Raw genomic sequence first — 11,474 nt, forward strand, 5'->3', positions numbered from 1 at the left:
TGCTGAAAGGAAAAGGGGGACAGGTAAAGGCATGAAAAATGAAGAGGGCCGTTTCAGACCGCTTCAATATTTTTTCAGACCACTTCGATATTAAGTGTGAAATTATCCTCTTTTCCGGTCTCTTCTTCCCAGGGCCGTTTGTATATTCCCTTTACCTGCTGGCTGCCTGTAGCTTCGGCTTTGATTTCCCACAGGTGGACTCCGCCTGCGCCCACGAGAGGCTGTTCGACTCCTTCGGGAGGCTCGTCCTGAATGTATTCATCTTTGAGAAGGGTTAACCCCGGGCTCAGCTCAAGCTCCCAGGAATAGCCTGTGGTCGGGTTTTCCGAAAGCTTCAGGTAAAAGATGGTTCCGTTTTCAAGGGTTGCCGTTGTCCCGTTGTCGGCCTCGGTGAATGAGGTGTTTCCATCGGTTTCCGGGGAGGAATCTTCTATTATATTATCTGTTGCAAGTTCGAATGTACCTGTAACTCCGTTCACGTCCACGGTATAGGTCCCTGCCTTAAGGCCGTAAACGTCAAGGGGAATGGTTATTGCAAACGGGCGGAGTGCCTGGGTACAGATTGCATCTTTCGGGCGCTTCGTGCTGATGCTTACGTTAAATGTGTTTCCTTCCCTTTCGGTCTCTATTTTATCGATCTCCGTGCAGCCGTCGGGAAGGTAACCCTCTACTACTACCTTTACCTGTACCGGGAAAGATTCCAGGATCATGATCTGGATATTTTCCACATTTGCGGTCCCGTACGTGTATTCTTCCGGCATTTCGTTCCCATCCCCCCCTCCGTTGCTGTCAGTTGTGGGCCCCCCGGGTTCCGTGTCCGTATCGTTTTGCCCCTCTTCAACACAGCCGGAAAGAAGGACTGCGGCTATCAGGATCAGAGCTGCCGTGATTTTCATGCCTTTTGAAAGTTTCCTTTTCACAGGATCGGTTTTCATTCATTTTCCCTCTTGCTTCTCCTTATACTGTATAATTGGTGCTGTATGAATGAAAAGATGTGCCTGTTCGGATTTATCATTTGCTTAAACTGCGGTTGCGTTTGAAGCTTTCTGATCGCAGAAATAAAAAGGAGAAGAGGTATTTTTGAGCAGAATTCAGGTCCTGCGGATCTCCCTGGACTGTTTCATGTAATGCAGGATCAGGTCTTCGGTCCATTGCAGGGCTGCAGGTTGAAGGCTTATGATGCCTTCCTGGTCAAAAGTGCCTTTTGCCGTGAGGAAACTTGCTAACATGAAACGTTCGGTTTTCGTAAGCAGGCCGATTTTTATTTCGTCGGAACAGACAAACAGCTTTTTCTTTTCCTGGGCCAGGTAAATGTCAAGTTCTCCTTTAAAATCGGTTTCAAGTCTTGAAAAGACCCCTTCTGTTACGATCAGGGTCATTTCGGTTTCTTTTTCTTCATTTCTCAGGAACTTTCCCGGAAAGATGGGGTGGAAAATTGAGGAAAAGGCGAGTATATCTTTTGATTTCCTGACGTTTTCCATAAAAACGGCAGGGGGTTCAAAGATATTGTCGGGGTCAGGTTTCACAAGGGAATAAGGTTTCAATTCATTAAACCTTCCCAGAAAAGCCCGGGGTATACCCCTCAGATCGCGTTCCTGCCAGAAATCTTCGTGCTCTTCAATCACTTCCAGGGTATCAAGCAGTGGTTCCATTCTTTCTACCAGGATTTTTGCTATTGGAGCAAGCATGTATTCCCTGTCTTCCTGAAGCACCAGGCGATCGTCCTTTAGTTTTTTGATCTGAGGAAGCATCCCGGTTGGGTTGACTTGAAGAGCATCTACGATTTCTTCTATGGTTTTGCTTCCGTCTTTGAGCAGAAGTAGCAGGTCCTTTCTTTTCTGGGACATGAAGAGCAGGTCAATCAGGGTTTTTTCCATGTTTCTCACTTTTCCCGGCTTCTATTTCTGCTGGGAGGCTCCTATTTTCTGTTTTCCCTTTTTTCGGGATAGTTTCTTTAAAGGACTCCGATTCTTTTCGGAAAAGATGGTTTAAATGGTTTTTGAAATGGATCTTTGGGAAAGATGGTTTAAATGGTTTTTGAAATTGTTTTTGAAAACCCTTAATATGACACTTAATATGACACCTGATTAATATTATGAGAATTCAACGTATCTTTAAAATATTTTTTCTTATTCACTCCACAATAAGAAACCTTAAGTCTATTGTCTGGATTATATCAGTTCGAAAAAGGTGTTAAGACAGTTAAAGCTTTAAGAAGCAGGGTGTTAAGACATTTAAAACTTCAAGAAGCATCATCGAACGTCTTACCCTCTGCCGGGCTCCGGATCAGGGAGGGCTTTGCATAAAGTCTTTCAAATGTGTACTTACTAATTGGGATTATATATACGACCTGTGCCGAAAAGTGTCAAAAGATATCAAGCGCTCGGGGTATGAACCCGACGTGATCATTGCACTTGCAAGGGGCGGCTGGTTTGCTGGGCGTGTGCTCTGTGATTTCCTTGGCCTCGACGACCTTACCAGCCTGAAAATCGAGCACTATGTGGGAGCTGCAGCTATCGATACGGGAACTCCCCATGTCAGGTATCCACTTGCCGATTCTGCAGTGAAAGGTAAAAAAGTGCTTATTGTCGACGACATCGTAAACAGTGGGGAGAGCATGCTCAGCGCAGTTGCTCATGTAGCGGAGCGCAAGCCCCGGGAAATCAGGACTGCTTCGCTTCAGTATGTCGGCAGTTCGAAGCTTGACCCCGATTATGTAGGGGAGCGGCTTGAAGACTGGGCCTGGATTGTCTATCCCTGGAATTTCATGGAGGACATGGTAAGCATCCTCAGCAAATGCATGAGAAAAGACCCGAATAAACGCTGGGACCTCACAGCGTTCAAGCACAGCCTTTACACAAACCATTCCCTTGACCCGGTTGTCTTTGAAATCACCCAGCCTGGCAGGCTTCCGGAAGTCCTGGAGGAGATGGAACGGATAGGTCGGGTCAGTTCGGAAGCAGTTGACGGGAAGAAGTACTGGAAACTTTTATGAAAAGGATAAAAGCAAACGGTAAATACAAGTATACATATTTATTTAAGGCACCCATTTAAGTCCATAAGTTACACCCATATCATTCAAAGTCGGTGAACTCATGCCCCACAGATGTACCAGATGCGGAACTATTTTCGAAGACGGCGATGCTGCCATCCTCAGCGGCTGCCCGGACTGCGGCTGGAATAAATTTCTTTATGTGAAAAGGGAAGCCGAAGGTTCGGAAGACCGGGGAAAACCCGCTCTGGAAGAGCAGAAAATGGGCCTGGAATCTTCCCTGGATGAAGTTGTCAGGAACATTGATGAAGCCCTTGCTTTTGAAGAAGAAAATAAGGGCCGGGAACCTGAAGCCGAAAAGAAAGAGGATAAAGAAAGGGTAGAGTCTGTCAGGATCCTGGGGCCAGGTTCATACGAACTTAACCTCGAGTCCCTGTTTGAAAGAAAGGAACTCGTGATGGCAATCAAAGAAGAAGGTTCATACGCCCTTCACCTGCCTTCCGTCTTCAACCAGCAGAAAGAGAAATCAAAAGCCAAAAAGAAGTGATTTTTCCACAAATTTCAGGAACTTCCCCCTGGAAGTCTTTTACTTCACTATAGTCTGTACCTTTTTCTTTTTTATTTGTTTTTGGTCCCTTTCCTGTTTTCTGTATCTGTTTTTGGCACACTCTATTTCTTTTTTTATATTGTCCACCTGTCTATTTCTATTGAAAGGCATCCTTTTAAAATCACAAAGTTATTCTAGGAAGAAAATAAATTCTTTATACGTTGGAAAGTTTGTTGTTTGCCGTTTCTGGGTTGGGGAATTCGGATGAAAGTTGATAGTGCATCTATAGTTCTAGTATTCATAATAGGCCTGGTTGCCTTTTTGGGTTTTGCCCTTTTAATTAACGACAATAACAGTGCCAGTAATGATGTCAATATTAGTGATAATGTCAATATTAGTGATAATGTCAATATTAGTGATAATGTCAATATATCCGGAAAGGCCGGGATGCAGCTCAATTTAAGCGCTCTGGATGAATATTCGGTTAAGAGCTTTTCAGGTGCATCCCAGGAAGGCATCATTCGGCCGGTGAAACTTGAGGACAGCTCACTTAAGCTGCAGGATTACTGGGACGATTCTGAGACTGTTCTCATCGATACTGAAAAGTTTGTAAAAGCAGCTGATAATGGAAGTGTAAACCTCGGGTTATTAGGGAAAAATTTTGATGTGGAAATTAAGGACATCTCCGGTTTGGCAGGTGGAAAATTCTTCCGCTATTCCGGGCACATCAAAGGAATGCCGGAAAGTAATGCCGATTTTTATGTGTATAATCAACTGTTTTCCGGTTCAATAGGGTCAGAAAATCTGATCTATAATATTGCGGTGACCTCTGAAGAATTTGAGGGAAAAACCGTTCATGTCGTATTTTTGATGGATTGGGAAAAAGGTAGAGAAAAAAATGGTGAAGCTCAGGAAAATTTGACAGATCAGTTTTCGCCTTTTCTGAACAGTACATTCTCGACAAAGGCGGAAGAAGGAGCAGGGGAAATACCTGATGAAAAGAGTCCTGAGCCGGGCTTACCTCTATGACATTGCTCTGGACGTGAGGCTCACTTTCGAGCAAGAGATAAGGGCAGACTATGCTGACGAGCCTGGTTCATCCGAAATATTCCATATCAATCTCATAGACAATCCGGAATCTCCGATTGAGATGGTGATTGAGTATGCCTTAGGAGTCTGACCTGCGTGCAGGGAAATACAAAAATTGCAGTTGCAATCATCATCAGCCTCGCAGTAGCCTATTATGCTCTTCATTCCGGAGATCCGATTCTCCGGGTCTCAAATGATGCTGGTTCCTGGAATGAAAGTGCCGTTCATCCGGAGGACTCGATGCTGCGGGCTATAAACGATACTGGTTCCGGGAATAAGATTGCTGTTTATCCGGGGGACTTAATACAGCAGGCGATAAACGCCTCCACTTCCGGAGATACAATTGTTGTTTACCCCGGAACTTATGCGGAAAATATGTTAGTGGATAAACCATTGACCATAATATCGCAATCCGGAAATCCGGCTGATACGGTCATCCAGGCCGCAGATCCGGAAGCTCATGTATTCCATATAACTTCAGACAATGCTATAATCGGCGGATTTAATATAACAGGTGCAAGTGGCAGGGGAAATGCCGGGATATACATCTATGGGTCCAATGGGAATATTACCAACAACAGGCTTGTGTACAATGATTATGGAATTTTTCTTAAGGACTCCAATAACTGGGTTTTGAATAATAATTCGGTATCGAAAGGCAAGTACGGCATTTACCTGAGCGACTCCAGAGAAAATACTCTTGCCGGGAATAAAGCAAACAATAACTCCTGGTACGGGGTGTATCTCAGAGATTCCGCAAATAATCAACTGAATTTCAACACTGCAAATTTAAATGATAAGTGTGGTATATGTCTAAAGAATTCTAGTGGTAACAGGGTGGCGGGTAACAGCATCTCCAATGCCGGGATTAAGGTTGATAGGAGTGGAATTTACCTCGAAGATTCCTGCAGTAATATTCTAACCGGTAATAATATATCGAAAAGCTGGGAAGGCATCTCCCTCAGCAATTCTTCTGCTAACGAATTGAGCAAAAACGTGGTTTCAACTAATTATTTCAGCATCGGCCTTGATGGGTCGGATAAAAACAAAATTCTGGATAATATTGTGGATTCTAACATATACAAAAATGGAATCACACTGGCAAATTCTCAAAATAACATCCTGGAAGATAACCTTGCATATTCGGGGCTTGGTGTCAGAGTCTGGTCTGATCCTGACAGTAAGAACAATACGGTAGACGATGGATTTTGGGCAATGATTTTGTAGAAATCCTGAAATTAAGTATGTATTTGAGTGGCTGTCGTCTTGAATATGGAGTTAGGCCGTCCAGCTCTTTATGCCTTTAGCTATAAATTTTCATGAGACCTCCGGTCGTTAGAGCACAACTGGTGAGATACGGGGTTCTTTGAGCTGTTTTTCCCTCTCAGAGTCCAGCTGACTGAAGCAAAAACCGGGTTTTTGGAGGGGGACTTAAAGCCGAATAAGGAGTGGCTCAATCTACAGAGAACATTTCTGCAGGGCCTAAATAATCTTTTTTGTATGGTTTAGGAGCTTTACGGATAGGGTGCGGTGCTTGGATACTTTTATATATTATTAATGATAACTACAGGTTACTAACTATTCATCCCTATGTCACGATCAGTACTCTGGCCAAAGCTCCCGGGCAGGGCTTTTTTTCAAATCCCTTTCAGGGAGATTCACGCAATCTCCTATCTGGAGATCAACGTACACAGGAAGGCAACGGAAACAAAATTCTGCAGGAACGCAGCTAAAAATCGTTGTTAGAGCTTGTGATGGCTGTGATAATCTGTGATAATTATACATTATAACGCACATTATAAACCTCATAAAATACATTATAATCATTTATCCGAAAAAGAGCAGAGCAAGGTAAAATCCAGCACCTTTTGCTGCAATGCCTCAAAAGATTTCAATAATCATCAGAGGGGAAAAACATGGACTCGGCAACATTACTTGACATCCTGGGGAATGAAAACCGCAGGAAGATCATTCAGCTTCTTGCAAACCGGCCCTGCTATGTCAGTGAGATCTCAGGCAGGCTGGGGGTAGGGCCAAAAGCCATAATAAGCCATCTGGGCCTGCTTGAGCAGGCAGGGCTGATAGAGTGCAGCGTGGACGAGCAGAGGCGCAAGTACTTCAATATCGCAAACAACATGCGGCTTGAAGTCTCGGTGTCCCCGTATGCCTATACGGTGTCTCTTCACGACATTGTTTTTGAAAAGGAGAGAAAAGGGGAAACTCTTGCGGCTGCGGGGAAAAAAGAGGCTCCTCCGCGGGCCGAGCCTTCTTCCGTATTCCTGAAACTGAGCAGCAGGCTTCAGGAACTGAAAACAAGACAGGAAGAACTTGCGAGGATGCAGCAGCAGCTCCAGGCCGAGTACACGGAACTGATGGACAGCTGCCTGGACTCCCTTGAGGGGGTTGCCAGAAACCCGGTGGAATGTGAAGTCCTCTTCGAGCTCCTGAAAAACGAGACCACTGCAGCCGCTCTCTGTTACAACCTTCGCCTGCACCCGAGCATTATAAATGCAAACCTGATAGACCTTGCAGAGAGGGGCTTTATCGAATACGCAATCAGGAATAACCAGCAGTACTGGAGAATACGTGAGACCGGAGTTGAGAAGGCATGATTGAAGAAATAAATTTGAGAGTAGCTGAGGCTTATCATAAGGACGTGGGCAGGGGAATTGCAAGAATCGATACCAACCTCATGCAGCAGATGGGGCTTGTAAGCGGGGACATTATCGAAATCTCGGGGAAAGCCAGGACCTACGCCATCGTCTGGCCGAATGTGGAACGCGGGCAGGAAAACAGGGTCAGGATGGATGGAAACCTTCGCAGCAATGCAAAAGTTGGGATTGATGATAGGGTCACGATCCAGAAGGTCCAGGCAAAACATGCCCAGAGGGTTACCCTGGCCCCTTCCCAGCCGGTCAGGCTTGTGGGAGGCGCTCATTACATCCTCAGGATTATCGAGGGCAGGCCTCTTAACAAGGGGCAGCAGATCCGGGTGGAAACCGTAAACAATCCCCTGACCTTTGTGGTAGCGTCCACACGGCCTGCAGGGCCGGTAGTTGTTACAAGGGACACCGAGATCATCATCAAGGAAAAGTCACTGGAGGAAATTAAGGCCCCCGAAGGCATCTCATACGAAGATATCGGAGGGCTCAGGCGTGAGATCAAGCTTGTCAGGGAAATGATCGAACTGCCTCTCAGGCACCCGGAACTCTTCCAGAAGCTCGGGGTCGAGCCTCCCAAAGGTGTGCTCCTCCACGGGCCTCCGGGGACTGGCAAGACCATGATCGCAAAAGCGGTGGCCAGCGAAACCGATTCCAACTTTATTACCATCAGCGGTCCCGAGATCGTCTCCAAGTACTACGGGGAAAGTGAACATAAACTCCGGGAGATCTTTGAGGAAGCAGAAAAGGATGCCCCTTCTATTATCTTCATAGACGAGATCGACTCTATCGCCCCGAAGCGTGGGGAAGTCACCGGGGAAATGGAACGCAGGGTCGTTGCCCAGCTTCTTTCCCTTATGGATGGGCTCAAGTCCAGGGGAGAAGTTGTGGTAATCGCTGCCACGAACCGCCCGAACTCCATTGACGAAGCCCTCAGGCGCGGAGGCAGGTTTGACCGGGAGATCGAGATCGGAATTCCTGACAGGAACGGAAGGAAGCAAATCCTCCTTATCCATACCAGGGGGATGCCCCTTGAAAAGGAAGTGAGCCTTTCCGAAATTGCAGACGTGACCCACGGTTTCGTGGGAGCTGACCTGTCTTCCCTCTGCAAGGAAGCTGCCATGCATGCCCTCCGGCGGATCACTCCAGAAATCGATATCGATGAAGAAATCCCTCAGGAAGTGCTTGATAACCTGGAGGTCAAGAAAGATGACTTCAAAGAAGCCCTGAAGAATATCGAACCTTCGGCCATGAGGGAAGTCTTCGTGGAGGTCCCCCACGTGGGCTGGGATGATATCGGCGGGCTTGAGAAGGCAAAACAGGAGCTGGTCGAGGCCGTGGAATGGCCCCTGAAGTACCCTGAAATGTTCAAAGCCGTCAGCATAAAGCCCCCGAGAGGCATACTGCTTTTCGGGCCTCCTGGTACTGGAAAGACTCTGCTTGCAAAGGCCGTAGCCACTGAAAGCGAAGCCAACTTTATAAGCATCAAGGGCCCCGAACTGCTCAGCAAGTACGTAGGAGAGTCTGAGAGGGCAGTCAGGGAAACATTCAGAAAAGCAAAGCAGGCTGCTCCAACTGTGGTCTTCTTTGACGAGATCGATTCCATTGCTCCCCAGAGGAGCACCGTCTCCGATACCCATGTTTCCGAGAGGGTGGTCAGCCAGATCCTTACTGAGCTTGACGGGGTCGAAGAACTCAAGGATGTGATCATCGTTGCGGCCACGAACCGGCCGGATATGGTTGACCCCGCTCTTCTCAGGCCGGGCCGTTTTGACAGGCTTATCTACATCAAACCTCCTGAAAAAGAAGGCAGGGAAAAGATCTTTGAGATCCACCTGAAAGGAAAACCCCTTGCAGAGGACGTAAACCTCTCCGAGCTTGCGAAGCTGACCGAAGGGTATGTTGGGGCCGATATCGAAGGCATCTGCAGGGAAGCTGCCATGCTTGCCCTCAGGGAAATAATCTCTCCGGGAATCGGAAGAAAAGACCTTCAGGAGAAGGCTGCAGGCATCAAGCTTACGAAAAAACACTTTAAACAGGCAATCCGCAGGGTAAAACCCACAACCTCCAGGGAAACTCTCAGGACCTATGAAAAGAATTCGGAACTCTTTGCGAAGTATGCAACGGAGTTTGAAGATGAGGCCTTCGAAGCTGAAGAACCGGAAAGAGGCGAAGAACCCGAAAAGGAAATCGAGGGCGAAAATGTCCCTGGCCCTTTGCAGGTTGAGTAAGCTCTAATTTCGTAAGCTCTAATTTCGTAAGCTCCAAATACGGATTTATTAATTGTCTCCAAAAATGGATTTATTAATTGTCTGACCGTTAATGGCCTTGCCGACCGTGTCTTATCGATCGTGTCTGACTGTTAATGGTCTGACTATTTTAATCTCTGACATTTGATATTCTGACTTTTAAATAATATGGCGGATTTAACTATCAATTTACTTTAGAACGGTTGATTTAATAATGGAGTGATTGTATGGTAAAAAAAGATAGGAGAAAAAGTTTTTTTGATGAGATCTTCGGAGTCGATCCTCTGCAGGACATGGAAGAAATGTTTGAGCGCATCAGCAGGGTTATGGGTATGAACGTGGATCATTTCGAGAATCGCCCCTTTGTCTATGGTTTTTCCATGACCCAGCGTCCCGGGGAGGCACCTGAAATCCGGGAATTCGGGCATGTCCCGATGTTTGAAGAGACCGGAGATGGAGAAGAAAGAAACTACCTTGATATGAGGAAACCTCTTATCGATGTGCTGGAAACCGAAGAAACCGTGCATGTAATTGCAGAAATGCCCGGAATCGGGAAAGAAAATATTCGACTGAACGCAACTGATTTAATACTTGAAATCGAAACTGTAAATGGGAATCCAAAATATTCCGAACGTGTGGAACTGCCCGTAAAGGTGGACCCCCAGAGCGCAAAAGCCACATACAATAACGGTGTTCTGGAAGTTACTTTTAAGCGGCTGGAATCCGGTTTCCGGACTTCAATCGATATCGAGTGAGTTTGATGTTGAGTGAAATTTTTCGGAAGCGTTGGAAAAATAAGAGGTAATAATGGTGGGCGCAAGAAAAAGAAAAGACTTCTTTGAAGACTTTGGATCTGAACTTTTTGACAATCTCGAAGAAATGATCGAAGCCCTCCTGGAAGAAATGGGAGAATCCGCTCCCTTTGTCTACGGGTTCTCTATCATTCACCGCCCGGGGGAAGATCCCGAGATCCGGGAATTCGGGAACACCCAGGAATATTCCCCAAAAGAGGAGGATTTCTTCTCCCCTGAAACAAAAGAGCCTATAATCGACGTCTTTGAAGACGGAGAGACGGTTCACGTACTCGCAGAGTTCCCTGAAGCGGAAAAAGAAGACATTCACCTGCAGGCTACAGCCCAGATTCTTGAAATTAAGGTATCTGGCCCTTCCGATTACTCGGAAGAAGTGGAACTTCCGGTTAGAGTGGATCCTAAGAGTGCAAAGGCCAGCTACAAAAACGGAGTGCTTGAAGTGACCTTCAGGCGGAATCTGGAAGAGGGTTCAGTTATAGTAAATATAGACTGACAGTAGATGTAGGCTGACAGTAGGTATAGACTGATAGATGTAGATTGATAATAGATGTAGACTGACAGCTGGTAAAGATTATTAATTACGGGATGAAACTCTGGAATAAAACTATAGGGCGAATCATAAAATAAAACTATAAAATGAATCTATAGGATAAAACTATAAAATAGTAAAACATCCCGGAAAATATAACCCTGCAAAACTCTGCTAAAAACTCTGTACAAAATATGAACCCAATCAAATAACCCTGCAAATGTAAATTAATATTTTTTTATTTTCCTTTAATTGAGGTAAATCTAAATTTTCTTTTGTTTTTCCTTATTCATTCTTCTTTATGAGATGATTTGGCAGGTTTCAGTAAATTTTGCGAAATCCTTTAAAATTTTAATAAATATCTTATTTTATTTTCCTTCCTGAAATTTAAGAATATCTTTCGGGTTTTTGGATAAGTTTTGATTTTATGCCCTGTTTTTGGGAACATCTTTTAGATATACTCTTTTCCTTTTTGTTAATTTTTTTCGCCCAAATCTTCTTTTTTTCGTCAATCGATCTATCAAAATTATGCTTTTTCTGAAAACCTTTTCTTTTTAAATTATAATAAATTTATTTTTTCGATTTATTTTTTAATA

General features: G+C 45.2%; 11 protein-coding genes. 9 read left to right on the forward strand and 2 right to left on the reverse strand.

The window, feature by feature from the left end:
• Positions 1-74: 74 nt before the first annotated feature.
• Entirely contained in the window at positions 75-935 is an 861-nt protein-coding gene (locus tag FTO70_RS12825; protein WP_255336149.1) for a protease inhibitor I42 family protein, read from the reverse strand.
• A 156-nt stretch (positions 936-1,091) separates the two neighbouring features.
• Positions 1,092-1,877, reverse strand: coding sequence for a winged helix-turn-helix domain-containing protein (locus tag FTO70_RS12830; RefSeq protein ID WP_255336150.1), 786 nt, complete (start codon positions 1,875-1,877; stop codon positions 1,092-1,094).
• A 425-nt stretch (positions 1,878-2,302) separates the two neighbouring features.
• Here FTO70_RS12830 and FTO70_RS12835 point away from each other — a divergent pair, with 425 nt between their 5' ends.
• The 9 genes from FTO70_RS12835 (at position 2,303) to hsp20 (FTO70_RS12875) (ending at position 10,842) form a co-directional block, all read left to right on the forward strand.
• Positions 2,303-2,995 carry a phosphoribosyltransferase gene (locus FTO70_RS12835; protein WP_255336192.1) on the forward strand — a complete coding sequence of 231 codons (693 nt, stop codon included), beginning with the start codon at positions 2,303-2,305 and terminating at the stop codon, positions 2,993-2,995.
• A 100-nt stretch (positions 2,996-3,095) separates the two neighbouring features.
• Entirely contained in the window at positions 3,096-3,539 is a 444-nt protein-coding gene (locus FTO70_RS12840) for a Zn-ribbon domain-containing protein (RefSeq protein ID WP_255336151.1), read from the forward strand.
• A gap of 264 nt (positions 3,540-3,803) precedes the next feature.
• On the forward strand, positions 3,804-4,568 hold the full coding sequence (locus tag FTO70_RS12845; protein ID WP_255336152.1) for a hypothetical protein: 765 nt from the start codon (positions 3,804-3,806) through the stop codon (positions 4,566-4,568).
• The gene (locus FTO70_RS12850; protein WP_255336153.1) at positions 4,534-4,719 is read left to right on the forward strand and encodes a hypothetical protein; all 186 of its coding nucleotides are present in this window, start codon (positions 4,534-4,536) and stop codon (positions 4,717-4,719) included. Before FTO70_RS12845 ends, FTO70_RS12850 begins: the two co-directional genes overlap by 35 nt.
• Before the next feature lie 5 nt (positions 4,720-4,724).
• Entirely contained in the window at positions 4,725-5,855 is a 1,131-nt protein-coding gene (locus FTO70_RS12855) for a NosD domain-containing protein (protein WP_255336154.1), read from the forward strand.
• 689 nt (positions 5,856-6,544) lie between these two features.
• Entirely contained in the window at positions 6,545-7,240 is a 696-nt protein-coding gene (locus tag FTO70_RS12860) for an ArsR family transcriptional regulator (protein WP_255336155.1), read from the forward strand.
• Entirely contained in the window at positions 7,237-9,519 is a 2,283-nt protein-coding gene (locus FTO70_RS12865; RefSeq protein WP_255336156.1) for a CDC48 family AAA ATPase, read from the forward strand. Before FTO70_RS12860 ends, FTO70_RS12865 begins: the two co-directional genes overlap by 4 nt.
• A gap of 245 nt (positions 9,520-9,764) precedes the next feature.
• Positions 9,765-10,292 (forward strand): archaeal heat shock protein Hsp20, encoded by a 528-nt coding sequence (gene hsp20, locus FTO70_RS12870; protein WP_255336157.1) that lies wholly within the window; start codon positions 9,765-9,767, stop codon positions 10,290-10,292.
• 52 nt (positions 10,293-10,344) lie between these two features.
• Positions 10,345-10,842: an archaeal heat shock protein Hsp20 gene (gene hsp20, locus FTO70_RS12875; protein WP_255336158.1), complete on the forward strand. Its 498-nt coding sequence runs from the start codon at positions 10,345-10,347 to the stop codon at positions 10,840-10,842.
• The last annotated feature ends 632 nt before the right edge of the window (positions 10,843-11,474 follow it).

This window comes from Methanosarcina sp. KYL-1 (assembly GCF_024372725.1).
In the GTDB taxonomy this organism is placed as follows: domain Archaea; phylum Halobacteriota; class Methanosarcinia; order Methanosarcinales; family Methanosarcinaceae; genus Methanosarcina.

Bases quoted from the DNA above. Each gene is read 5' to 3' on its own strand.
- FTO70_RS12825 (WP_255336149.1), bottom strand. From the start codon at position 935: ATGAAAACCGATCCTGTGAAAAGGAAACTTTCAAAAGGCATGAAAATC.
- FTO70_RS12830 (WP_255336150.1), bottom strand. From the start codon at position 1,877: ATGGAAAAAACCCTGATTGACCTGCTCTTCATGTCCCAGAAAAGAAAG.
- FTO70_RS12840 (WP_255336151.1), top strand. From the start codon at position 3,096: ATGCCCCACAGATGTACCAGATGCGGAACTATTTTCGAAGACGGCGAT.
- FTO70_RS12845 (WP_255336152.1), top strand. From the start codon at position 3,804: ATGAAAGTTGATAGTGCATCTATAGTTCTAGTATTCATAATAGGCCTG.
- FTO70_RS12850 (WP_255336153.1), top strand. From the start codon at position 4,534: ATGAAAAGAGTCCTGAGCCGGGCTTACCTCTATGACATTGCTCTGGAC.
- FTO70_RS12860 (WP_255336155.1), top strand. From the start codon at position 6,545: ATGGACTCGGCAACATTACTTGACATCCTGGGGAATGAAAACCGCAGG.
- FTO70_RS12865 (WP_255336156.1), top strand. From the start codon at position 7,237: ATGATTGAAGAAATAAATTTGAGAGTAGCTGAGGCTTATCATAAGGAC.
- hsp20 (WP_255336157.1), top strand. From the start codon at position 9,765: ATGGTAAAAAAAGATAGGAGAAAAAGTTTTTTTGATGAGATCTTCGGA.
- hsp20 (WP_255336158.1), top strand. From the start codon at position 10,345: ATGGTGGGCGCAAGAAAAAGAAAAGACTTCTTTGAAGACTTTGGATCT.